The following is a 26,247-nucleotide window of genomic DNA, read 5'->3' as shown; positions in this document are numbered from 1 at the left end:
TCCTTCTTGCATTGTTTTAATATTGTTGTTTTTACAAACGAGTACAACTTAAAATTGCCATTTTCATGTAGCACAATCTCAATTTGAAAAGACTTCTGTCTCTTTAAGAAGAAGAGCTTGAGAGTGAACAGATCCACGATCAAGGCTTTTAAAACAAACAAACGAGGAGAATTAAACTGTCATCAAATGACAACACTCTCCAGTTTGTTAGAGGCAATGGAATGTCGACATATGAACAAATATTATTTGTTAAAGAGAGGTAAAATGACAGATAATAGATTCCAAAACATCATTTTTATCGTGACCATGCTGCTTTTTACGGCAGTTTTTGTATCTGATCTTTCTTATGCTGCTCCTGCTGCTAGTGGAGGTGGTTTCGGGAATCTTGATGGTGTTTTAGGCAACATTGTCGCAATGATGACGGGTGCAACGGCAAAGCTTATTGCAATTATATGTGTTGCTGCTGTGGGGATTGGTTGGATGTACGGCTTTATTGACTTACGCAAAGCAGCTTACTGTGTTCTGGGGATTGCTATTGTTTTTGGTGCCCCTGCTCTCGTTGGTAAATTAGCGGGCACAACATAAATGAACGAAGATACTCTTTTCCTTGCCTGTACGCGCCCAGCCATGTTTGCTGGTGTTACAATGGAAGCGATGGCGCTTAATGTCATGGCGACATCCATTCTTTTCATTTTGACCAGTGATTTTACCATGTTTGGTCTTGGGATTGGGATACACTTTATTTTGCGAGAAGTGACAAAGTATGATCACAACCAATTTCGCGTATTATTTGCATGGCTCAATACCCGAGGAAAACAAAAAAACCTCAACAGATGGGGAGGAGGTTCGACCTCCCCTTTACGCCTTATCCGCACTTATAAGGAACTAAGCTGAAGGAACGAAGCCGGTGAAACAGATGTCAATAATGAAACGGGAAACTTTGCCTGAAGAATATATTCCCTATATACGCTACATCAACCAACATGTCGTTGCTTTAAATTCACGTTGTTTAATGGTTGTGTTGGCTGTTGAGGGTATAAATTTTGACACTGCGGATATTGATCAATTAAATTCTTTACACAACCAATTAAACACCCTTTTAAAAAATATCGCAGACGAACGGCTTGCTTTATATTCTCACATCATCCGCCGCCGTGAAACGATATACCCAGAAGGTCATTTTCTTTCATCTTTTGCAACAACATTAGATGAGAAATATAAAAAGAAAATGGTTTCGCAAGAACTGTATAGAAATGATTTGTTTATTTCACTGCTTTGGAATCCGGCAGCGGATAAAACAGAAAAGCTGGTTTCATTTTTTCAGCGCTTGAGCAAAGCGAAGAAAACACAATCTGAACCCGATGAGGAAGCTATTCGTAAACTCGAAGAGTTAAGTCAAGATCTTATGCAAGGTTTGGAAGAATATGAAGTCCGTCTGTTATCAATCTATGAACATGAAGGACTTTTATTTTCCGAACAAAGTGAATTTCTCCACCAGTTGGTAGGGGGAAGACGTGAGCGTATTCCTCTCACATTTGGAACTATTGCTTCAACAATTTACTCAGATCGTGTTATTTTTGGGAAAGAAATTATCGAAATTCGCCATGAAAGCAATGAACGCTTTGTGGGCATGTTTGGATGGAAAGAGTATCCTTCTAAAACACGCCCAGGTATGACTGATGGTCTGCTTACGGTGCCATTTGAATTCATTTTAACACAATCCTTTGTCTTTAAAAGTAAGGCAGCCGCCAGTGCAATTATGAGCCGCAAACAAAATCAAATGATCAATGCAGCTGACCGTGCTAGCTCACAAATCGATGCACTAGATGAAGCGCTAGATGATTTAGAATCAAACCGTTTTGTTTTGGGAGAACACCACATTTCTTTAGCTGTTTTTGCTGATCATCCCAAAATATTGTCTGAAAACTTATCAAAAGCACGTTCCCATTTAACCAATGGAGGAGCGGTGATTGCCAGAGAAGATTTAGGATTGGAAGCAGCATGGTGGGCACAGCTTCCTGGAAACTTTAGCTATCGGGCGCGTTCAGGCGCCATTACTAGCAGAAACTTTGCCGCTTTATCGCCTTTCCATTCTTTTCCCGTTGGCAAACTGAAAGATAATGTTTGGGGAGCTGCTGTCGCATTGCTAAAAACACAGGCTGGTTCACCTTACTATTTTAATTTTCATTATGGCGATCTTGGAAACACGTTTGTTTGTGGTCCATCGGGATCCGGTAAAACAGTGATTGTTAATTTTCTTCTTGCACAATTACAAAAACACAATCCAACAATGGTTTTTTTTGATAAAGATCAAGGAGCAGAGATTTTTGTACGGGCTGGAGGAGGGAAATACAAACCTTTAAAAAATGGGCAGCCCACGGGTATTGCTCCCTTAAAGGGCATGGAATACACCGAAAAAAATAAAATCTTTCTTCGTAATTGGATCTTAAAGCTGGTAAGCGCTGAAGGGCAAATCGTAACAGAAGAAGAGCGACAAGATATCGCCAAAGCTATTGATTCCTTAGAAAACTTACCCCCAACCCAGCGCTCTCTTGGTGCACTTCAACTGTTTTTTGACAACACATCCAAAGAAGGGATTGCCATACGGCTGCAACGCTGGATTAGAGGCAATGATTTAGGATGGGTTTTTGATAATGATCAAGATGATCTCAATTTAAATGCGCAATTCATTGGATATGACATGACCGATTTCTTAGACAATGAAGAAATTCGGCGTCCCTTAATGATGTATCTCTTTCACCGCATTCTTGATTTGATTGATGGGCGGCGCATCATTATTGTCGTTGATGAATTCTGGAAAGCTTTGGAAGATGATTCATTCAAAGCTTTTGCTCAAGATCGGCTAAAAACAATCCGTAAACAAAATGGCATGATGCTCTTTGCAACACAAAGCCCTAAAGACGCTTTGAACTCAACAATCGCGCACACAATTATTGAGCAGTGCCCCACTCAAATATTTTTTCCAAATCAAAAAGCAAATTATAATGATTATGTCGAAGCTTTCAAACTTACTGAGCGTGAATTTGAACTGATACAGTCAGAATTAAGCAGAGAATCCCGTCGTTTTCTCGTCAAACAGGGGCAAAGTTCCGTTGTTGCAGAACTTAACTTACGTGGAATGAATGATGAGATCGCCGTTTTAAGCGGCACAACAAAAAACATTGAACTCATGAATGAAATTATCAACGAATATGGAGCTGACCCTGACAAATGGCTGCCCATATTTTATCAAAGGAGAAAAAATCAATGAAAAAATATGGCTTAGTTACACTGTTATCTTTTTCTTTTATTTCTCATGCAATATCACAAACGACACCCGATGCGGAGGAATATTATAAACAAGCACTCGAGAACACACAAAAATTAAATACTGCAAAATCAGAAACAGCTGAAACCATTTATAAGACTGCAACAGATACTGCAAAAAAAATTAAAGAAATAAGTCAACAGCTTGAAAATATTAAATCAAAACCAGAAAAAAAACCAGAAGAATTGCAAGCCCTTCAACAAGAGATTCAAGTAAAGCTTTCTCTTCTTCAAGCAGATCTTCAAGTAAGTTCTTTAAAACTTCAGTCTCTCGATATGATTCAAGCAAGAGATACGAAAACAAAAGATGAATTACGTGAAGAAAAGGAACAACAAAAGCATAAACATCTTGAGGCACAATTAAAAGAAAAAGAAAAACAATTAAAAGAAAAACTTGAAAGTACGAATACAAATGTCAGACTTTAGTTTTTCTCCCTTTGAAAGCGTTTCTGGGTATATTTTAAAACCCTTAGATAATGTGATGGACACAACGGTGAGTGGGCTATCTTCTGCTATTTCAGCGCCCTTAAATCTCGCTGCAATCATTTTTATCTTTCTTTATGGCTATAATGTTATGACAGGTCGCGTTGCGCTTTCCATGCATAGTCTTCTCAATAATGTTGTTAAAATCGTTGTTGTTACAACAATGGCAACGAATGCGGATACATTTAATACTTACGTCAAGGATATTTTCTTCAAAGATTTATCCAACGCTATTGGGAATGCGCTTAACAGCAATCCTGCAAGCTCCAATGTTTTTGATTATATTTTGTTAAAGGCAAGTTCGCGCTATCAAGAAGTCTTATACAATGCTTGGTTTTTTGAAAAGATCATTGTGGGTCTTCTTGGTTCTATCATGCTTCTCGCGGTTATTCTTTTTTGTATAGGTGGTTTTATTGTGCAAATGTTTGCACAAGTTGCACTCGTCATGATTATAGGTCTTGGTCCTCTATTCATTAGTTTGTATTTGTTCAATGCAACGCGAAAATACTCCGATGCATGGATTACAACTTTGATCAATTTTACCATTTTACAAGTTCTCGTGATCATGCTTGGAACCATTATATGTCAAGTTATCCTCCAGGTTCTCAAAGTTTCATATGAATCAATCTATGTTCTTTTCCCCCCTGTCATCGTCATTTCGATCATAGGGGTTATTATCTTCCGTGCGCTTCCCGGTATTGCAACAGCGCTGGCCTCTGGCGGACCATACTTTAACACTGCTGTCTCTTCAGGAGGACAGGTTTTCACAATGCTTGCCAATAGTGCAAGAGCGAGTGGGAATGCAATAAAAAGTGCCACTTTACAAATCTCAGGAGCTGCCGGTAAAGGTGCGGCAGGTGCGGCGGCAAAAGCAGGAAGATCCGGAGGTGGTCGTGGTCGATTTTAAGATAAAGCACCTCTTTAAAAGAATAAGCATTTTTGTTTTTGCCTTGCGTGCGCCCTTTGGCGCACGCACCATGATCTTTTTCCATGAAAGATCTAGCATCTTGGGTCTTACAACAAAACCAATCAAAATCTTGCATCATATAAATTTGTAAAAATGTTCAGAATAAAGGCTCTCATGCATTGTATTCCAAGATATTTGTGAGTTCAAAAAATGAAACGAAAAATAACTTTTGTTATGGTCCTAACAATCGCTCTTACTGGTTGTGCCTCTTTGAGTGGCCCTAAAAAACCACCACGCTGTAATGGCAAACATACACGTGCTTTAAATAAAGATAAGTGGAATTGGGACAATAAAAACGTTGTCCACTCAGAAAAGAGCGTAAAGCCTGTTACCACTCCCATCATTCTCAATACTTTGGAAAGTGAAAAGGTAACAGCCAATTTGGCACTCAATTCAGCTTTATTAAAGCCGGTTATTCATGAAGCACGATCTGATAAAAAAGTGGAGGTTATGCGTGAAAAGTGATGCCCTTGAAGAATATATAAAAGAAGCGCGCTCATTTGACATTGATCGCATGCATAGCATGCGCGTGCGGATGAAAATTTCCATGGCTTTAACAGTGCTTTTGGGATTGATGACGATTGCGCTGGCTTTAGCTGTCGCAGCTTTGACGCCTTTGAAAACAGTAGAGCCTTTTGTTATCCGCGTTGATAACTCAACAGGCATTATTGATACTGTAAGCGCCCTAAAAGAATCCCCTAACGACTATGATGAAGCGATAACGCGTTATTTTGCCAGCCAATATGTTCGTGCTCGTGAAGGTTTTCAAGCATCCGAAGCAGAAAACAATTTTCGCTTAGTTTCTCTTTTATCTTCTCCAAAAGAACAAAACCGTTTTGCAAAATGGTACGCGGGCAATAATCCAGAAAGTCCGCAAAATATTTATCATAACATGATTGCTACGGTCACAATCAAATCAATCTCTTTTATAAGCAAAGATCTTATCCAAGTTCGTTACTATAAAACGATCAGAGACTTTAATGAAAAAGAAAATATTTCCCATTGGATTTCAATCTTAAATTTTTCCTACGTGAACGCACACATTTCAACGTCTGATCGTCTTATCAACCCTCTTGGTTTTCAAGTATCGGAATATAGATCTGATCCAGAGGTGATAAAATGATCAGACTTTTACAAACAATCTCTTTAATTTTTACGATCACTTTCAGCTTTCACACAGTTCTCTCACTTGCAGAAACAGCGCCTGTCAGTGCACGTAAAGATAACCGCATCAGATTTGTCAATTATGACCCCTACAACGTCGTACAAATCATTGGCTCCATTCGCTCTTCGGTTCAACTAGAATTTGCCGTTGATGAAGAAGTAACCTATGTAGGAATTGGAAATTCGGTTGCTTGGCAAGTTGCTCCGGCTGGACACTTTGTTTTTCTCAAACCACGTGAAGTCCAACCTGTGACCAATTTACAAATTGTCACAAGCCGCCAAGATGGAACACAACGCTCTTATCAATTCGAGCTACAAGTCCGTGAAGGTGATGTTTCAGCCGGCAATGAGACGTATTTCTTGGTAAAGTTTCGTTACCCAGAAGATGAAGCATTACGTAAGAAATTAGCCGAAGCAGAAAAAGAAAAACAACGTGAAGAAAACTTTGTCAATGATATTTTAAATATCCATGAAGATTTTGGACCACGCAATTGGGCTTATGAAGCCCAAGGCTCTTCCCTTATTGAACCCGCTTCTGTCTATGATAATGGGAAAACAACAACCTTTATCTTTTTAGGCAACATTGAAATCCCTGCCATTTACATTGTATCGCCTGATGGGCAAGAAGCGCTTATTCCCAAATCGATTAAAGGCAACAAAGTTATTGTTCATGCAACAGGTGCACAATTCACGTTACGACGTGGGAATGAAGTATTGTGCATCTTTAATAAAAGGTTCGTACCAGAAGGAATTAATCCTGAAACAGGTACGACATCACCATCTGTACAACGTAAAATGAACCTAGGAAGCAGCCATGAATAACACCGTGGATGAAAAAAGCATTAATGATCGCGATACAATAAAAAATGCTCAAGGGAAAAGTCAACAGAACAATGTGGGGAAAGCTATTGCTCTTATTATTCTTTTCAGTGTCTGTCTTTATTTAGCCTATTCAACACTTGTTACAGACAAAAAACAACCAATTGAATCTTCAAAAGAAGGAAACGTTATAAAACAAACAGAGCTTTTTCGCCCTGCAAAGCCTACCCCTCCCCCCTTTGAACAGCCTCAACGAAATAACGCTCTATTACCAAAAGTCGAGCTACCAACACCAAACATCAATCAATTAAATTCTGATAACTCACTGCTGGAAGCAGCACAACGTGCTCCTGTATTAGCTTATGCAAGTACACAACAAGGCAAAATAAATTCACAAACAAATAATGGTGTTTTGCCTCACCAACTTGAAAGCAAACCTGATGAAATAACACAACGTTTTAATCATCTTCTTAAACCCACAGTGCTTGAAGGTATTCGTGCTTCAACCCTTGGCAATCGAAACTACATCATCGCGATGGGAACGTCTATCCCTTGTATTTTAGAAACAGCCATCAACAGTGATCAACAAGGTTTTGCCAGTTGTATTGTTTCCAGAGATATCTTATCAGACAATGGTCGTGTTGTCCTTCTTGATAAAGGCACCCAAATTGTTGGTGAATATCGCGCCGGATTGAAAAAAGGCCAAACACGTCTCTTTGTACTATGGAATAGAGCAAAAACCCCCAATGGTATCATTATATCCTTAGCTTCACCGGCAACGGATGCTTTAGGGCGTTCTGGTATGGATGGAGATATTGATAACCATTGGCTTGAGAGGATTGGGTCTGCGCTTCTTGTATCACTAATAAAAGATGTAACACACTATGCCAATAAACGTTTATCAAAAAAACAGGAAAAAGAAGAAACTGAAACAGTCTCTTCAGGACAAAACATCGCAAACATTCTCGTAGAAAATTACGCCAATATTCCTCCAACATTATCCAAAAACCAAGGGGAAATGGTGAATATCTTTGTTGCCCGCGATTTAGATTTTTCCAGCGTTTATAAATTGAAAGTCATCGAAAACAAAAAACAGATTATCAATCGAGCTGTTTCAAGAAACTTTTACAAAAATTCGGCGGTAACTTTAGAATGAACTCAAACTTACATACCATGAGCGATGAAACCGTTGCGATTGTTCTCACAAAACTTGAACCCATCAGTACTTTTTTGAAAGATGATAGTCTCTTTGAAATTGTTATCAATCGTCCCTATCAAGTAATGACTGAAGGGTTTGATGGATGGAAAACAATAGAAGCTCCGGCTCTCTCTTTTAATGAGCTTATGGGGATTGCGAAAGTTGTCGCATCCTATTCCAAGCAAAACATATCGGACAAAAACCCAATATTATCTGCAACGCTACCAGGCAATGAGCGTATTCAAATTGTCATTCCGCCCGCTGTCGAAAAAGACACGATTAGTATGACAATTCGTAAACCGTCATCGCAGAGTTTTTCTCTCGAAGAGCTCGCAAATAAGGGCCTCTTCTCGCTATGTGAACGGGTATCTTTCACGCCCTTGCATGACTATCATTCTCGTTTTAACGAACTCAAAATCATCGAGCATAACTTAGCTCATGCCTACTGTAATAAAGACTTTGTCTCCTTTTTAAATCAAGCTGTAGAATGCCAAAAAAATATTTTAATTGCGGGAAAAACCGGTTCGGGTAAAACAACATTATCAAAAGCATTAATCGCAAAAATCCCTCAAGAAGAGCGTATTATCACCATCGAAGACACACAAGAATTGGTGATACCACACCCTAACCATGTCTCAATGTTCTATTCAAAAGATGGACAAGGCTTAGCCTCCGTTGGCCCCAAAGAGTTGCTTGAATCATCTTTACGGATGCGTCCTGATCGTATTCTTTTGCAAGAACTTCGAGATGGTACAGCCTTTTATTATATCCGCAATGTCAATTCAGGTCATCCAGGCTCCATTACAACGGTTCATGCCTCAACAGCCCTTGCAGCCTTTGAGCAGATGACCCTTTTGGTCAAAGAAAGTGAAGGCGGTGGTGATTTAGAGCGTGATGATATTCGAGGACTGTTGATTTCAATGATTGATATCATCATCCAATGCAAACGGATTGAAGGAAAATTTAAAGTCACAGAAATTTATTACGATCCCTTCAAACAACGAAACATCTTTGGAGGGGACTAAAGGAAGATCACACCGGCTGCCAAAGGCTCTTTTAAAGAAACGATTGCAAATAAAAGGAAAAATGCGTGAAAACCAAAGAAACAGAAAACAGAGAAAATCTTTTATCGATGACAGAAGAAGAATTGAAAAAACGCCGTGAAGCCGTTGAAGCAGCCATCAGCACCCATGCAATAGAGGGAATAGCGCTTCATTCCAAAACGTTGAAAATTTTAGAAGAATACGCAAAGGGGAATATTTCACTCGAAGAATTTAATACTCTTATGGACAACACGACATTATAAGGAAGCTACAATGCCAAAAGCAAAATTAAAAAAAACAGATGTGACATCCACAGTGCCTTCCCCTGAATATTATATGTATCCTAAAAGCAAAACATTAAAAAATAAATATGGAATAACAAACCTTGACGCTTTTACGGCAAGATGTGCGCATGATTCAGCAAAAGCGATGGTTAATCTGCGTGAAGCCCCCTTACCAGAAAAGTTTGATAGCTCCTATCTATGCCTTATTCATCAATGTCTATTTGAAAATACCTTTGAATGGGCTGGACAAACCCGCAATGTTCCCTTTACATTTGAAGATGGTACTACTGCCGTCGCTCCAGTAATGAAAAAAATAACAAATTTTGCAGTCGGTAGCGAATTACAAGAAGGTTTACAAAAATTAGATCAAACGCTTGCCGAAAAAAATAATTTGCAGGATTTATCATGCAAAGAATTTGCTTATGAAGCAGCCAAAATATTTGCCTCTCTCAACTATACACACCCCTTTAGAGAAGGCAACGGACGTACACAACGGATCTTTTTTGAAAATCTTGCCAAAGCCGCAGGGCATCAGCTTGATTTTTCACTGGTTACAAAAGAACGCATGTTGGTTGCTAGTGTTGCAGCAATACAAAATGACAATCTAGAACCAATGCAACATCTGTTTGACGATATCTCTAATCCCAATAAAATACCTCTTTTAAAGGAATTCATGAGCAACACGAAAGAACTTGGGCGTAGTGTGAATGATCGCCCTGTTATGGTCACAAAGGAAGGTGAAACCTACACGGGCACCTATAGAGGTGCTGGTCTTAACAGCTTTGCCTGCAATGTAAAAGGAGCTTACATTATCGGCAATAAAGAACATCTCACACCAGAACAACTCAAAACATTAAAACCCGGTGATAAATTTACCTTTACCGTTCCCGAAACAAAAGAGCTTGAAAGCATTCTCATTCCAGAAGAGAAATTAGCCCCTTTGACAAAAAATGAAACGGCCCAAATGGTTGCAGAAGATGCCTGTGTCCACGTAAGCCTAAAACAGGTCCAGAAACTGTCAAAAATTGTTTATGGTAATACAAAAACATTAGACAAACAGATGGTAGAAATCATCAAAAATCCAAGCTTAGGCCAACAGCTCGCCAACAAGATTGAAAGGGCACCGAGCTCTGTTTCTCGTCTTGCAGGTTTCAGTTTATATGGACTACAAAATCAGGCACGTGCAAACGCTAAAAATCATATTGGTATGCTCTGTACTGCCGTTGCAAATTTCGCGTATGCTGTAAAATATGCTGAAAAGGAAATCACGCAAGAACATGCAACAGAACAAAGTCGCCTTGCAAAAACAATAGAAATGCCAAGTCAAAGCTTGCAAGATCTCCTCGCCTTGCCAAAAGAATTACAGCAAGAAGCTTTAGCAAAAAATTCTTTATGTCAAAAAGAGCTCAGCAACTTTGTAAAAAAGATCAACACCCGTCTTTCACCAAATGAACATAAAGCAGTTCAAAATAATGATTATGAAACACTGGCTCAAAGCATTGGTGTATCAGAAAATAAAGCCAAACAAATTACACAAATTATTAAGCAAACCAAAGAAGTACATCAGCAAGCACAAATATGCACAATGCGCCATTCCAAAGCATTCGCTATGGCCTGCTAAGAATGGATAAAACCTTCCTCCTTGATGAGAAAGGCTCATAAACGAAAACTGTTTGGCGTTATCTGCACCTTTGCAAAAAGAGATGAGAGTTAATATCACGTACCTGAAAAAGAGCATTTCGCAACATATTCTGATAGAATTGAGAGTAAAATACAATGAAATATACCAAAACACAAATGGTACTTATTTTAACACCAATCGCTTTAGGTGCTTTAACGATATTCCTTGTCCCTCATTTTTTACTGTTAATAACAAATGGACTAAAGAGCGATCAAATTTATTGGACTCTTCGTTCTGAGCCTTTATTAGTCTTAGCACTAACGGCTGCTGTTTCATTGTTGTATAGTCTGTCGCAAAAACTGCACTTACGTAAAACAATCACTTTTGTCTCCGTTGTTTTTTTTGGAACAACCGCTCTTTACTATATTGGTGGTGAAATAAAACGTTTAAGTCCCTATGTTGGCCAACAAGGAATAACGTGGAGCTATGCGCTTCAATTCATGGACCCCATGGTTGTCTTTGGCATCATAATTGGTGGTTTTCTTTCCATCATTCAATTCATAACAACCTCTCCACCTAAAAATAAGGTCAAGCGTGCAAAAAAAGGTGTTTTTGGTGAGGCCTCTTGGATGAATTTAAGAGAGGCAGCAAAAATCTTTCCTGCCAATGGGCAAATTGTTGTGGGTGAAAGATACCGTGTTGATCAAGATAATGTGTGCAAAATTCCCTTTGCGCCTGGCAATAAAACAACATGGGGAAAGGGTGGAACAGCCCCTTTGCTAACCTTTAATCTTGATTTTGGTTCAACTCATATGATCTTTTTTGCTGGTTCTGGTGGCTATAAAACCACAAGTACAGTAGTTCCTACGTGTTTAACCTATCCAGGGTCTATTGTTTGTCTTGATCCTTCAACAGAAGTTGCCCCAATGGTCAAATTTGCGCGTCAAAAGATGGGGAATAGAAATGTCATTGTTCTCGATCCCAATTCATTTTTAACAAAAAATTTTAATGTCATCGATTGGCTTTTAGACGACAGCGTACCACGCACACAACGCGAAGCGAATATTGTAAGCTTTTCCAAGTTGCTCCTTACAGATAAAAAATCAGACAATTCTTCAGCAGAATATTTCTCGACACAAGCCCATAATTTATTAACAGCTCTTCTTGCTCACGTTGTATTTTCTGATGAATATGAAGACAGCGAACGCAATTTAAAAACATTGCGTGGCATTCTCTCTCAATCAGAAACAGCTGTTGTTAATCAATTACGCATGATTCAAGAAACAACACCTTCTCCTTTTATTCGTGAAATGGTTGGTATTTTTACAGAAATGGCAGAACAAACCTTTTCAGGAGTCTATACAACCGCCTCAAAAGATACCCAATGGCTTTCTTTGTCCAATTACGCAGATCTTGTCTGCGGAGATGATTTTTTTTCCTCAGATATTGCAAATGGCAATACAGATGTTTTTCTCAATCTCCCCGCAAGCATTTTAAACAGTTATCCAGCTATTGGACGTGTAATTATTGGCGCCTTTCTCAATGCCATGGTTACAGCAGACGGTAACTATAAAAAGCGTGTTTTATTTGTCTTAGATGAAGTTGATCTTCTAGGCTATATGAATATTTTAGAAGAAGCACGCGATCGTGGACGTAAATACGGTACATCCTTAATGCTTTTTTATCAATCCTCTGGTCAGTTGGTCAATCACTTTGGAGAAGCCGGAGCACGCTCATGGTTTGAAAGCTGCTCTTTTGTCAGCTATGCTGCCATTAAAGACCTCCAAACAGCCAAAGACATTTCAGAACGCTGTGGCCAAATGACCGTTGAAGTCACCGGAACAAGCAAATCAAGAGGCTTATCCTTAGGAAAGAGTTCATACAACGTCAATTACCAACAAAGAGCCCTGATTTTACCCCATGAAGTTATTCAAGAAATGCGTCAAGATGAACAAATTATTCTTATGCAAGGACACCCCCCTTTGCGATGTGGTCGCGCCATTTATTTCAGAAGAAAAGAAATGTTAGCCGCAGCTGCAAAAAACCGCTTTGCCCCACAAAAGAAAAACTAACCTCCTATTATGAGATCTTGACTATGAAAAGAACAACCACAAAAACAACATAGATTTCTATTTTTTAAAAACCCGTTAACAAAAAGTTTTTGAACGCTTCCTCACACATATAAGGAAAACATGATAAAAAAATCCGTGTTTTTTCCTTTTTGTATTTTGTGTATCGTTTTACCAACGCCCATCATCTTTATAAAAATACCACCCCCTCAAATCACCTATAACTAAACCAACATCTCCACTTGGGAAAGTCTGCAAATACATTCCTACAAAGCTTTTTGTGTATAATTTATCCCCTACAAACAACCAAAAACATTTCACAACGCTAATCACCAATATCAAGACTTAAGAAAAACAAAAGATTGATCTTTGAGACAAGAACTCTCAAAACACCCATACTCAAGAACATCGATTTTTTCGCAAAAAACATTTAAGATATACACCAAAATGAATAAATCATTCTTATACAAGCTTTTCCCCCTTTACGATATCATAAAGTGTTCTATTTTAATGATAAAGCGCTGAAAAAGGCTTTTCTCCCAACCAAAGAAAGAGTTTTCTCTCTTATGGATCTTAGAACAGCGCAATACAATAAGAGCAACAATACAAAATAAAAAACATTTTGTTGCAAAAATACACAAACAAGATGTTCGTATGGCAAGATATTCATATGGAGCAGTAAGAAAAACATAATGGAGAAAAATTCTTGATAACTGCTTTTACCCATAGATTCACCAATCTGAGTACTGTGTATGAAAAGTACCAGCACCATCCGCTAACCAAGAGCGATCGCACCCGCCATATCCACGCCCCTCATCAAAGCGCTCTTGCAAACAACTTTGTTAAAGGAAAAAAACAACAATTTTAAGCAACATTTTTCTTTTTGACCTCTTCCTTACACCTCAAAGAACGAAGATTTTACCCAAAGTCAATTTGTAGAAAATTCATTTTCTAACTACTCATGGGATTCATATCAAGGCCCTCAATACCAGTATTTTACAGCACAAGGTAATAAACAAAGGAACCATCAGAAAAACTTTTCAAAAATAAATGAAAAAAGAAAATAGGCATGAAAACAATCATAACAGAACATTTTGCACCTCTTACACCAAAAACCTTTCAAAAGCATCACAAAACGATTGCTACAACTATCCATACACTGGAGGGAAAAGTGCTTCCTCTCATAACTACCAAAATCTCAAAAGAATACGCGAAGGGGAATTTTTCACATGCAGCGTTTAAGACGCTCATCAACCACCACCCTACCTACTTAGGAGAGATTATATGTTAGAGCAAAATTATCTATATAAAGGTACCCCAACACTCAAAAATAAATATGGCATAAAAGACCCCAAAAAACTGTATGAACGCTGTGCTCATGATGCCGCCAGAGAAGCCGTCAATTTTCGCCACGAACCACTTCCACAAAAATTTGATGCTTCCTATCTAAAACTAATCCACTGGAGCCTCTTCCACAAAACTTTTGAATGGGCTGGAAAAACCCGCGATACATCCTTTACATTTGAAGACGGCACCACTGCCCATATGCCGGCGATGCGTCCCAAAGGTTATGAAGTTCCTTTTGCTATCGGACCGCAGATTCAAAAAGAACTAAAACAACTCGCAAAAACACTTAATGAGAAGAACAATTTAAAAGGTTTATCGCGCCAAGAATTTGCTGAAAATGCCGCAGAAGTTTTTATGGCGCTCGAGCACGCACATCCTTTCAGAAAAGGGAATGGGCGCGTCAATCGAATGTTTATGGAAAAACTTGGACAAGCCGCAGGACATACCATTGACTTTTCTTTCATCACAAAAGGACGCATGACAGCAGCTTGTATTGAAGCCGTGCAATATGGCAATCCCCAACCGATGAAAGATCTTTTTGAAGATATCACACATCCGCAAAAATCCCTTGTTTTAAAAGAATTCATCTCCCAAATGAGAAACGCGGGACTGGATGAAATTAACAATCGTGTTGTTGTTGCAACAAAAGAAGATGTAACCTACGAAGGCGTGTTTAGAGGTTTTTCAGCAGAAGGTTTTGTCATGGAAGTAGAGGGTGCTTTCGTAGTCGGCCACAAAGATGATCTCCCCCCAGAACTCGTCAAAACATTACAAAACGGTACTCGCCTCTGCTTTCAAAAAACCAACGTTCAAAATGTAAAAGAAATATTGATCCCAAAAGAAACATTAGAATCTCTCACCCATGAAGAGTTATTCACAAAGATTTCAAATGACGCTTATGTTGAAGCATGCCGAAAAGAAATCAAAAATTTATCAAAGACTGTTTATGGTAAAATCCACGCCTTAAATACAAAAATAGATATCTTAACGGCTGATCCAAGCTTAGGAAATCAATTTGCTGATGAAATTTTACAAAACCCTCAATCAATTTCTAAACTTGCAGGGAGAAAAATACTTGACATGAAAAGCCCAAATCGCAGACTGGCGGAACAAACTGCTCCACAACTCAGCCAAGCCCTTAAAAATTATGCCACAATAACACAACAAACAAAAGAAGAAATTTTAGAGCAACATCAAAGAGAACAAAATCGCCTGAGTCACACTGTCGAAACACCTGGAAAAAATTTACAAAACCTTTTTGCCTTACCAAGAGAACAACAAAAGGAAGCTTTATTGCATTCTCCAACACTACGACAAGAACTCCATCACTTTTCGCGCCAACTACACAATCGTCTATCCTCAGAAGAGCGTAAAGCCATACAAGAAAAAGATCATACCAGACTAGCGTGCCTCCTTGGGACATCGGAAAGCAAAGCAAAAGAAATTGCGAATACTGTAAAGAACACCCAAGAAGCACAATGTCAAGCCCGCAGCTTGAAAGTTAGTCGCTCTTCATCGCTTGCTCTTACCGGCTAAAAACGCGTGAACTTTTGCCTTCCAACTAACTCTTAGCGCCAATCATTTTATCTCCATTACGCTCACCAATTGTTTTAAAATGGTACAAAAAATAGTCCTAAAAATGAATCCTTTAATTTGATGTAACTTATTGATAATATTTCATAAAAAAACTGTATAAAAGACATAAATGTCCACTATATATCAATATGAATAGCGCGAAATCTTTGGAGGTCATTTAATTTGATATCTTACCTTATCCTAAAGTTGTTATCAAAAAAGTGAGGAATGCGCCAAAGAGGTTTTCTAAAAATATTGAAAGGAAACAGCCATGAAAAAAAGTCACCCACAACCAGCCCCCCAGAACCCACAACCCCAGAGCCAAGACCCCCTCTATGCCAAGGTTAATAAACCACCCAAAGAACAGCGCAACCCACAACACTATACACTTCAACAACCACCAGAAACGGTCTTTGCTCCCAAAAAGCCACTTGACCAACAAAACCTAGGATCTCCTAATGTAGAAGACCTCTACGCAAAGGTTAATAAACCACCCAAAGAACAGCGAAACCACCAACAATACACACTTCAACAACCACCAGAAACGGTCTTTGCTCCCAAAAAGCCACTTGACCAACAAAACCTAGGATCTCCTAATGTAGAAGACCTCTACGCAAAGGTTAATAAACCACCCAAAGAACAGCGAAACCACCAACAATACACACTTCAACAACCACCAGAAACGGTCTTTGCTCCCAAAAAGCCACTTGACCAACAAAACCTAGGATCTCCTAATGTAGAAGACCTCTACGCAAAGGTTAATAAACCACCCAAAGAACAGCGAAACCACCAACAATACACACTTCAACAACCACCAGAAACGGTCTTTGCTCCCAAAAAGCCACTTGACCAACAAAACCTAGGATCTCCTAATGTAGAAGACCTCTACGCAAAGGTTAATAAACCACCCAAAGAACAGCGCAACCAACAACAATACACACTTCAACAACCAGCAGAAACGATCTATGCTCCCCAACAGCCACTAGGAAATCCCTATGACAGACTTGGTGGAAGACCAAGTGATGGGCGGCGTGCCCAAAAGCTCACAGATCCCTATGCCGTCGTTAATCTGGCAACGGGTGAGACAGAATCCGAACAGCTAATAAATCCCCTCTACGATACATCGAGGAGAAGCACTCAGGATTTGCAACGTTCCTCAAAATCAGAAGAACATCTCTATGCAGAGCTTAACTTTGATGAACGTGGTGAGCCCTCTCCCCAAAGACCACTCGAATCTGTCTATACAACGGTTGGCATGGGGGCTGAAGGCGGGCAAGAGTCTGAACAACTAGAAAATCCTATCTACCAAGGTGTTGGCAGAGGAGCAACACCCCCTCCCAGAACCCAAAAAGATGTGATTACAACAAAGCTTTTAAAAAACGTAGACTTTCAATATGGTATAAGAGAAACGCAAGAGTGGTGCAGAGTTGTTTATGGTAACGAACATGCTTTGAATAACCACCTTGCTAAAATTCTTGACAACCCTCAAAGTGCAGAGCAAATCTTATGGGAGCTTGCCGAACATCCTGAAGGTCCTGGCAAGCTTGCGGGGAGCAAAATACTTGGTGTAAAGTCTCCAAGCCGCAGAGAAGCTGAAGATGGTTTTTCTCCCCTTTGCTCAGCTCTTGAGAGGCATATACATACGGCACAAAAGCTCCATAAACAGTTTACACGGGAGCATGAAAGAGAAAGAGGTCAAAGACAAGAAAGTCCAGAAAGAGAAGCAGAACACAGACACCACCACCACCATCATCATCGTCATGCAAGAGGACAAGAACAAAATAGTCCAGAGCACAGCCCACAAAGACAAAGACATGGAGAAAAAGGAATGGCTTTTGCCATGTAAGTGGACATAAACGTAAAAACAGATAGTTTTTGTTTTTCATTTAATCTTTTTTTCATAGAATCTCTTGGCGCAAATCATTTCATAGCGATTGCGCCAAGAGTTGTTTTAGAATGTTACAAAAAATAGTTCTAAAAGTGGATCCTGTAATTTATTGTAACTTATTGATAAAATTTCATAAAAAAACTGTATAAAAGACATAAATGTTCATTACATATCAATATTGAATAGCGCAGAATCTTTGGCGGTCATTCGGTTGGATATCTTCCTTTATATAAAAGTTATCAAAACTAAAAGTGGGGAATGCACCAAAGAGGTTTTCTAAAAATATTGAAAGGAAATATGTATGAAAAAACATCATCCACATCCTTCTGCAAATCCAGAAGCCCTCTATGCACAAGTTAAGAAACCAACCAGAGGAAACCAGCGCGGTCCAACCCCAGAAGAGGAAGTTACATACGCAACTGTTAGCAGTGTTTCTCCTTCAAGAGGGAGACATCATGATCGGGGAAGAGAAAGTTCTGAAACCGATTACACAGAGGTTGCTCCCCCAAAACGCGAAGAAGAAGTTACATACGCAACTGTTAGCAGTATTTCTCCTTCCAAAGGGAGACACCATAATCAAAGGCAACCAGAATCTGAAACCGACTATACAAAGGTTGCTCCACAACAAAGAGGAAGACCTTCATCTTCCCTCACAGCTGATCAAATAAGTGTCATGCTTTTAAAAAGTCCACAAGTTCAAGCATATGCACAAGAGGTCGTGCATTGGGGTACAACTGTTTATAACAGTGACACGCTTTTCCAACAGCACTTGCAAGACATACTTAAAGATCCCACTAAAGGAAAAGAGCTTTCAAATCAACTTGCTGAAAATCCTGAATCTATGCACAGGCTTGCTGGACGCTCCACACTTGGCTTAAAAAATCAAGCACGCAAAGCAGCTGAAGACGGTTTTAAACTGCTCGTTGATGCCATTGATGGTTATACGAAAGCTGTAGAAAATGCAACGGAACAGCTATTGCACACCCCTCTAGCGGAACAAAGACGCCGTCAAGAAAATTCTCAGCAAGTTGAGAGACACCATCATCGTCATCATCATCACACAAGAGGACAAGAACACAATAGTCTAGAGCACAGCCCTCAACGACAAAGACATGGAGAAAAAGGATTTTCTTATGCCATGTAAGGAGGCATAGACGTAAAAACAGATAGTTTTTGTTTTTCATGTAATTTTTTTTCAGTGAGTTTCTTGGCGCAAATCGTTTCATCGCGATTGCGCCAAGAATTGTTTTAGAATGTTACAAAAGATAGTCCTAAAAATGGCGCCTGTAATTCACGACAACTATTGATAACTTATTGATAATATTTCACAAAAAAACTGTATAAAAGACACAAATGTCCATTAAGCTGATTGCAAATAGCGCAGATCTTTGGAAACTCATTCAGCTCGATATTTCTTTTGTCTCAAAGCGATCCAAGCATAAAAGGCAAAAATGCACCAAAGAGGTTTTCTAAAACAATTTTTGAAAGGAAACATGCATGAAAAAAAACCACCCTCATCCTTTTCCATCCTCTTCAATACAAGAACTTATAAAGCTCTATGAACAAGCAGCGGCAGAGGTCTCAGGCGCAGCCCCCCTTCCTAAAGAAACGCCTTCAAAAAGCAAAAGACTGTCATCCATACCGGAAGAAGATGAGGAAAGACAATCTCTTTTAAACGAAGAAACTGTATATACATCAACAAATCCAACAGCTTCGTTAACAAGAGGCAGCTCGACCAAAAGACCGCAAAAAACTGAAACGACACACGCAACAATTCCTTCACAAGTTTCCCAAAGGACAACAAGAGTTCTCTCAGAGGAAGAAATCATTCAATTGCTTCCACACCATTCATTGGTTCGAACCTATCAAGAAGAAATCCAACGTTTATCCGCAAGTGCTTATGGCAACCCAAACATTTTGCAAGAAAAAATGCAAGAAATTCAAAGAAATCCAGCTGCTGGAGAAGAGCTCTCATGGCGCATGGCAGCCTATCCTGAAAGTATTGCTAAACTTCCAGGCACCAGCATGTTGGGCTTTAAAAATCGAGTGCGTAGACAAGCGGAAGAGAGTTATTCCACTCTCAGTATCACCATTGATTGTTATACAGAAGCTGTAAAACAGGCAAGAGAGAACCTCTTACAATCTCCAGAGCAAGAACTCAAAAACTATGAACGCTTTATGGGGAAGGAAGCCGTCGCTAAACTTCTACAAAAACCAGATCAACGTGAAAAAGCAACGCTTTCAGAAGTAGAAATTTCTACCCAAATTCACCAACATTCAAAAGTCAAAAGACACCATGCCCAAATCCAATATTGGTGCGGTGTTGTTTTTGGCAACAAAAACATTTTGCAATCACAAGTGGAAACACTTTTCCAAAACCCTGAAACAATAGAAGCACTCGCACAGCAACTTGTCGGAAATCCTCAATCTTTTCACAAGTACGCTGGTCGTAACTTTTGTGGCTTTAAAAATCAAGCACGCAGGCATGCTGAAGCTGGTCTTTCTCACCTCATTGACGCCACTGACAATTATGCAACAGCTGTAGCACAAGTAAGAGAGAGCTTTTCAAAAACTCAGCAGACAAAACAAGAACACAATGAAGCATCTTCTGAGAGATCGCAAAACTTGCATCAACAACAAAGCGTCTTACAGTCTGCTCAACGCCCCGAGCCTTCAATAGTAACGCATGAAGAAGCAACAACCTCTACGCAACAAAGAGAAACAGATATTCGTCCTCGCAAAACTACCGCCCCAAAAGCGATGGCTTTTGCCAGCTAAACAGGACATAAGTTTTCACATTAAATCTAACATCTTGGCGCAACACAGAACAGGGGTGTTTGCGCCAAGAAAGCCCCATCTTGTGAAACCATTCAGTTTCATATCTGCTCTCGTAAAGACCGAGTAAAAAAGCATAAAACAGAATAAAAACCAACGTACGTTTTTAAATAGTATTTAAAAACAATATTGGAAGAGTTTGAAAGGAACATGCATGAAAAAAAGAAATCCCTCCCCTTTTATCACCGAAATGATGGAAAAATTTCAACAACCGGCTGAACAATCCCCCACCAGAACCCCTCCTTCCCAAGTTTCTCAAAATTTGCCAAAACCAACTGTAGAAAAACGCCCAGAAAATTTATCCCCCCACCCAAAGGTTGCGCCACCGCCCCCCCCCCGCATGAGAGCAAACACTCAAACCAGCACAATGCCCTCCAGCGCTAAAATCCCCAGCACCAAAACCCAAGAGATACCTCCTCTACAAACAAAAGTAGCTCCGCCCAAACCCCCACGCACAAAAGAAAATCTACAACCCAGCTCACAAATCCAAGAACGCTCCTCTCCGCACACAAAAACGCCTCCACAAAGACCACCACGTGCAAAAGATAGAGAACAAAACAAAACAACAGCTCAAGAGAGAGAACTCCTCTATGCAACGCCTACTTCGCAAACACCCCCACGCATGAGGGAAAAAGCACAAACCGGCACAAAAATCCCCAGCTCACAAATCCAAGAAAACTCCTCTCCGCACACAAAAGCAGCTCCACAAAGACCACCACGTGCAAAAGATAGAGAACAAAACAAAACAACGGTTCAAGAGAGAGAACACCTCTATGCAACGCCTACTTCGCAAACATCGCCACGCATGAGAGACAGAGTGCAAAACGGTACAAAAATCCAAAATCCTGAAACATACGACCCAAGTGTTAGACCCAAAACACCATCACATATGAAAGTCAGACAGCAAAGCAGTTCATCATCACAAGACAGTGGAACATATGCCGTCCCTCCTTCAAGAAAACCGCACCGTATGGGAAACAGAAAACAAAGCGATACTATCGTCCCAAAACCTGCCTCTCCACACACAGCAATTGAACAACCAAAACCGTCTCACGGACAAAAATCATCTATTAATACAATGGAAAGAGAGCTGTTACTCGTAGCATATCAAGAAGAAATACGATTTTTGTGCGAAAAGGTTTATGGCAACAGGCTTATTTTAGAAGAAAGAATAGAAGCAATCAAAGAAAACCCCAATATGGGAGAACAGCTCTTATGGGATATTACAGAACAGCCTAAGTCTATTTCTAAGCTTGCTGGTAGAAAAGTTCTCGGCATAAAAAATAACGCGCGCAAACAAGCTGAAGAAACTCTTCCTACCCTATGTGCTGCTATTAACGGTTATATGTATACTTCAAAATATACAAAAAGTGAAAATATTTCACAAGGTTTTCACACGGAACAACAACATCAGCGACAAGCACAAGAGAAAGAGCCAATAAATCAACATTTACAAAATTCGCTCAATTCAGAAAAGAAAATAAAGCCTCTCTCAAATCAGGAAATTGCCCGCAGAGTTCAACAAGATCCATCGGTTCAATATGGTCAAAGAGAGATCCAATATTGGTGCCAAATTGTTTATGATGATCCATTTATTTTACAATATAGAATGGAAGATATGCACAAAATTCCAGAGATGGGAGAAGAGCTTGTATTTCAAATTAAAAAGGATTCTACATCTTTTGCTCCACTTGCTGGTAGAAAAACCCTTGGCATAAAAAACGGAGCACGCAAAGCCGCTGAAGAAAATATCCCTACCCTTTGTACCGCCATTAAGGACTATGCTGATACAATAAAACAGTTAAGAGAAACCATTGTGCAAAACCATCAGGCAGAACAACAAAAACGTTATCAACCACCTACCGATCTCGATAAAAAATTACAAAAGCAGCAAAGCTTATCGCAGCCCCTGAAGCTGCCTGAACGCTCAACAGCAAAGCGGCATAAAGAGGTTACAGAAACTTCTAGACAAGAAGACCAGCCGCAAGTTCGACCGCGCAGAGCCGAAACATCAAAAGCAATGGCTTTGTCGTGATAAATCTCACAATTGTTGGCTTTTTATCCAAAACTTTGGTGCAATTATCTTGCCAAGATTGCATCAAAGACGGTGTGTGAAATACAGAAAACTTTGAATAAGACACCCCATTATTTTACAGAATTCATTGATAAAATTTCACGATAATACTTCAAAATTATAAACTTTAACTTTGTTCCATGCGAATAAGGTCAATTTTTTCAATCATTCAAATAGGCATTCTTCTTTGAAGAAAACGCTATGAAAATAACATAAGGCAAAAAATGTAAACAAAGAAGATTTCAAAAAATAATGTTACCATTTGAAAGGAAATATGCATGAAAGAAAACACAGAACATTGTGCCTCCTCTACACAGGAAGAATTGCAAGAACAACACTCTGTAATTAATGCAGCCATTTCAAAGCAAATCAATGAAGAAGCGCAAAATTTTTTCTACCCCAATAGCAAAGTGCTTAAAAATAAATACCGCATCAAAGATAAAGAAATATTAAAAGAATGCTGTTCTAATGATGTAAAAAAAGAAATGATAAAACTGCATCAAGAACCTCTACCAGAGCAGTTTAATGCCTCTTATCTAAAATACCTTCATCAACGCCTCTTTTCCCGTGCATTTGAATGGGCCGGACAAACACGCGAAGAGCCTTTTACATTTGAAGATGGTACTGTTGCTTCTATGCCCATTTTGAAAAGAAAAGAATTTACAAAACCTTTTGCGATTGGCAGAAAAATACAGAAGGGACTAGAAAAGTTAGATAAAACGCTTTCTGAAAAGAATAATTTACAAGGCTTAACGCGCGAAGAATTCGTTGAACAAGCCGCTGGAATAATGATAGATTTGCACCACTTGCATCCTTTCAGAGAGGGCAATAGGCGCACAAAGAGACTGTTTGTTGAAAAACTCGCTCAAGCAGCAGGACATGAGCTAGACTTTTCTCTTGTGAGCAAAAAACGTAAAGACTTTGTCCGCGCCGCTGCCATGGAACATGGCGATCCAGAGCCTATGAAGCATCTGCTTGAGGATATCTCAAATCCAGAAAAATTGCTCATTTTACAAGAATTTACCAACTCTATGAGAGAGCTTGGATTGGATGAAAAAAATTATTATCTCACTGTCGTCGCAAAAGAAGGAGAAACCTATCATGGTACCTACAGAGGCAGTGGACCCAATGGCTTCATGCTTGATGCCAACGGGACTTTCATCTTAGGAAATAAAAAAGATCTCACCCCAGAGCAAATACAGACATTAAAAATCGGTGACGCCCTCTCCTTTACAGCGCCCAAAACTCAAAACCCAGAAAAAAACATTGCTTCCAGAAAAAAAAGAGCCGTTCTCACAAACGATGAAATAACTGAAAAGAGCAAAGACAACGCATCCATTCAAACAAAGAAAAAAGAAAAAGCCCATTTTTCACCATGGAGTGCCCCTCATGCTTTACATGACAGCATTGAAGTTATGCCCGAAAATTTGCAAGAACAAGAACAAATGACCAAACCAATTGCTCAATCTGCTTCCTCTATGAGGCAAATGCAAAAAGATTTCCAAAAAAACATTTTACAGACCAGCAATACAGCGACAAATAATCCAATATCTGTCCAAATGACAAAGGAAAAACGCTCTGATCATCAAGAAAGAATGAAACAGCCCCCAAAAAAAGCAATGGCATACTGGGACACTGGTACAAAAAAAACGGACACCGTCCCTCTCACCTTACAGGAGAAATTATCCTCATCGCCTCAAACCGAAGAAAATAAGACAATGTACCGTAATTTCTTTTGCCCTAATAGTATCACCTTAAAAAATAAATATGGAATAAACGACTATAAAAAATTAAAAGTGCAATGTGCCCATGATACAACAAAAGCAATCATTCATCTACGCCAAGAAGCGCCACCGCAAAAACTAACTTCCACATATCTCCAATATATTCATCACACCCTATTTAAAAATACTTTTGAATGGGCCGGACAAACACGCGAAAAACCATTTACATTTGAAGATGGTACCGTTGCTTATATGCCAATGATGAAAAAAGCTGGGATTTCTTTTGCCTCAGCAAAACAGATACAAGAGGGACTAGAAAATTTAGATAAAATACTTGCTGAAACGAATAGTTTAAAAGGCTTAACCCGCGAAACATTTATTGAACATGTCACTGAAATGTTGATACAGCTCAACTATACGCATCCCTTCAGAGAAGGTAATGGACGCACACAACGAATGTTTTTTGAAAAACTTGGGCAAGTTGCTGGCCACACACTCGACTTTTCTCTTGTAACAGAAAAACGCATGAATCTTGCCAGCATTGCATCGCTAAAACATAACGATAAGGAAGAGATGAAGCATCTGCTTGAAGATATCTCAAATCCAGAAAAAATACTTATTTTAAAAGAATTCATGGACAATATGAAACATATCGGATTTGAGAGTCTTCATAATCATCTTATTATAACAGCAAAAGAAGGTCATACCTATAAAGGCTTCTACAGAGGCAGTGGACCCAATGGCTTCATGCTTGATGCCAACGGGATTTTCATCTTGGGAAATAAAAAAGATCTCACCCCAGATCAAATACAGACATTAAAAATCGGTGACGCCCTCTCCTTTACAGCACCAAAAGTTCAAAACCAGCAAGAAGTGCTTATCCCCGCAGAAACAATAGCCCCCCTTACCAACAATGAAATTGCCACAAGGATAAAAAACAACGCATCCATTCAAGCAAGAAGAAAAGAAATCGAAACTTTGTGTCAAATCATTTATGGCAATCGTCATATTTTGCAGGAAAGAATTGAGATGATCCATGAAAATCATACTGAAGGAGAACAGCTCACCTATCAAATTACCACCTCTCCCCAATCTATTTCTAAGCTTTCTGGTAGCAATGTATTTGGCATAAAAAACAACGCGCGTGCCCATGCTGAAGCAAATATTTTGCCCCTCTGTAGAGCCATTGATCGTTATATCAATATTTTTAAACAAACAGAAAGAGACATTCTCCATACCCATCATGTAAAACAAAGGCGGTGTGAACAGTCGGTAAAAATTCCTGAGGCTTGGATGAAAAATCTCTTTTCCTTGTCAAAAGCACAACAGCAAGAAACTTTATCAAACTCTCCTGAATTAAGGGGGGAGATAAGGACTTATATCAAAAAAATCAATGAGCGCTTATCCTCAAGCGAGCATGAAGCTATAAAGGAAAATAATCCTGAAAAACTTGCGAAGAGTCTTGGTACATCAACCGTTAAAGCAAAAGAGATTATGGAAATAATCAAGCAGATAAAAGAGATAGAACAGCATATACAACCCATGTATTTTTATAACCATAAATTCGATGAGCGCTTAGCACCAAACCAGTATCAATCTATCCAGCATCAATCTATAAAGAAAAATAATGAAAAAAAATGTTCCAACACTCTCGATAAAGAATCAATTAAAGTGCAAAAAATGACAGAAAACGTCAATCAGAGTCCTAAAAGACAAGAAAATATTCAACCTCACAAAACAGAGCACGCAAAAGCGATGGCAATGAATATCTGAAAGGTTCATAAACTTTAACTTTTTTACCCTCTCTGGTGAAAATGATAGCCTTTACC

At 39.2% G+C, this 26,247-nt stretch carries 20 protein-coding genes; all 20 read left to right on the top strand.

The genetic code is table 11. The annotated features are described in order from the left end of the window. Positions 1-264 precede the first annotated feature (264 nt). The 20 genes from ACFIKN_RS02195 to ACFIKN_RS02100 all read left to right on the top strand — a co-directional run bounded on the left by ACFIKN_RS02195 (position 265) and on the right by ACFIKN_RS02100 (position 26,191). Positions 265-585, top strand: coding sequence for a TrbC/VirB2 family protein (locus ACFIKN_RS02195; RefSeq protein WP_273790962.1), 321 nt, complete (start codon positions 265-267; stop codon positions 583-585). Beyond that, positions 586-894: a type IV secretion system protein VirB3 gene (locus ACFIKN_RS02190; RefSeq protein ID WP_273723684.1), complete on the top strand. Its 309-nt coding sequence runs from the start codon at positions 586-588 to the stop codon at positions 892-894. A gap of 22 nt (positions 895-916) precedes the next feature. After that, positions 917-3,271 carry a VirB4 family type IV secretion/conjugal transfer ATPase gene (locus ACFIKN_RS02185; RefSeq protein ID WP_273790961.1) on the top strand — a complete coding sequence of 785 codons (2,355 nt, stop codon included), beginning with the start codon at positions 917-919 and terminating at the stop codon, positions 3,269-3,271. Continuing rightward, positions 3,268-3,753: a type IV secretion system protein VirB5 gene (locus ACFIKN_RS02180; RefSeq protein ID WP_375657849.1), complete on the top strand. Its 486-nt coding sequence runs from the start codon at positions 3,268-3,270 to the stop codon at positions 3,751-3,753. Before ACFIKN_RS02185 ends, ACFIKN_RS02180 begins: the two co-directional genes overlap by 4 nt. Next, positions 3,740-4,717, top strand: a complete 978-nt coding sequence (locus ACFIKN_RS02175; RefSeq protein ID WP_273790982.1) for a type IV secretion system protein — start codon at positions 3,740-3,742, stop codon at positions 4,715-4,717. The genes ACFIKN_RS02180 and ACFIKN_RS02175 overlap by 14 nt, the downstream gene beginning before the upstream one ends. A gap of 210 nt (positions 4,718-4,927) precedes the next feature. After that, positions 4,928-5,242, top strand: a complete 315-nt coding sequence (locus ACFIKN_RS02170) for a type IV secretion system protein VirB7 (protein ID WP_273790959.1) — start codon at positions 4,928-4,930, stop codon at positions 5,240-5,242. Then, positions 5,196-5,900: a virB8 family protein gene (locus ACFIKN_RS02165; protein ID WP_273790958.1), complete on the top strand. Its 705-nt coding sequence runs from the start codon at positions 5,196-5,198 to the stop codon at positions 5,898-5,900. Before ACFIKN_RS02170 ends, ACFIKN_RS02165 begins: the two co-directional genes overlap by 47 nt. Further along, the gene (gene virB9 / locus ACFIKN_RS02160) at positions 5,897-6,763 is read left to right on the top strand and encodes a P-type conjugative transfer protein VirB9 (RefSeq protein ID WP_273790957.1); all 867 of its coding nucleotides are present in this window, start codon (positions 5,897-5,899) and stop codon (positions 6,761-6,763) included. Before ACFIKN_RS02165 ends, virB9 begins: the two co-directional genes overlap by 4 nt. Then, entirely contained in the window at positions 6,756-7,916 is a 1,161-nt protein-coding gene (gene virB10 / locus ACFIKN_RS02155; RefSeq protein ID WP_375631334.1) for a type IV secretion system protein VirB10, read from the top strand. Before virB9 ends, virB10 begins: the two co-directional genes overlap by 8 nt. Then, the gene (gene virB11 / locus ACFIKN_RS02150; protein ID WP_273790955.1) at positions 7,913-8,983 is read left to right on the top strand and encodes a P-type DNA transfer ATPase VirB11; all 1,071 of its coding nucleotides are present in this window, start codon (positions 7,913-7,915) and stop codon (positions 8,981-8,983) included. Before virB10 ends, virB11 begins: the two co-directional genes overlap by 4 nt. A gap of 107 nt (positions 8,984-9,090) precedes the next feature. Then, complete coding sequence (locus tag ACFIKN_RS02145; RefSeq protein ID WP_275065231.1) at positions 9,091-9,264, top strand: antitoxin VbhA family protein; 174 nt, start codon at positions 9,091-9,093, stop codon at positions 9,262-9,264. 10 nt (positions 9,265-9,274) lie between these two features. Next, positions 9,275-10,906 (top strand): BID domain-containing T4SS effector, encoded by a 1,632-nt coding sequence (locus ACFIKN_RS02140; protein WP_375657848.1) that lies wholly within the window; start codon positions 9,275-9,277, stop codon positions 10,904-10,906. A gap of 155 nt (positions 10,907-11,061) precedes the next feature. Continuing rightward, complete coding sequence (gene traG / locus ACFIKN_RS02135) at positions 11,062-12,978, top strand: Ti-type conjugative transfer system protein TraG (RefSeq protein WP_375657847.1); 1,917 nt, start codon at positions 11,062-11,064, stop codon at positions 12,976-12,978. 1,066 nt (positions 12,979-14,044) lie between these two features. Beyond that, a complete protein-coding gene (locus ACFIKN_RS02130) occupies positions 14,045-14,266 on the top strand; it encodes a hypothetical protein (protein ID WP_375643570.1) in 222 nt (73 codons plus the stop codon). Beyond that, complete coding sequence (locus ACFIKN_RS02125) at positions 14,260-15,858, top strand: BID domain-containing T4SS effector (protein WP_375657846.1); 1,599 nt, start codon at positions 14,260-14,262, stop codon at positions 15,856-15,858. The genes ACFIKN_RS02130 and ACFIKN_RS02125 overlap by 7 nt, the downstream gene beginning before the upstream one ends. A 310-nt stretch (positions 15,859-16,168) precedes the next feature. Continuing rightward, the gene (locus ACFIKN_RS02120) at positions 16,169-17,743 is read left to right on the top strand and encodes a BID domain-containing T4SS effector (RefSeq protein WP_375657845.1); all 1,575 of its coding nucleotides are present in this window, start codon (positions 16,169-16,171) and stop codon (positions 17,741-17,743) included. Between the two features lie 343 nt (positions 17,744-18,086). Next, on the top strand, positions 18,087-18,929 hold the full coding sequence (locus ACFIKN_RS02115; RefSeq protein WP_375657844.1) for a BID domain-containing T4SS effector: 843 nt from the start codon (positions 18,087-18,089) through the stop codon (positions 18,927-18,929). Positions 18,930-19,282: 353 nt separating this feature from the next. Next, positions 19,283-20,563, top strand: coding sequence for a BID domain-containing T4SS effector (locus ACFIKN_RS02110; protein ID WP_375657843.1), 1,281 nt, complete (start codon positions 19,283-19,285; stop codon positions 20,561-20,563). Between the two features lie 211 nt (positions 20,564-20,774). Then, complete coding sequence (locus tag ACFIKN_RS02105; RefSeq protein WP_375657842.1) at positions 20,775-22,655, top strand: BID domain-containing T4SS effector; 1,881 nt, start codon at positions 20,775-20,777, stop codon at positions 22,653-22,655. Between the two features lie 317 nt (positions 22,656-22,972). Next, positions 22,973-26,191: a BID domain-containing T4SS effector gene (locus tag ACFIKN_RS02100; RefSeq protein ID WP_375657841.1), complete on the top strand. Its 3,219-nt coding sequence runs from the start codon at positions 22,973-22,975 to the stop codon at positions 26,189-26,191. The last annotated feature ends 56 nt before the right edge of the window (positions 26,192-26,247 follow it).

It is taken from the genome of Bartonella sp. CL436QHHD, from assembly GCF_042195105.1.
Lineage (GTDB): Bacteria > Pseudomonadota > Alphaproteobacteria > Rhizobiales > Rhizobiaceae > Bartonella.
This window is presented reverse-complemented; position numbering and strand designations above follow the sequence as displayed.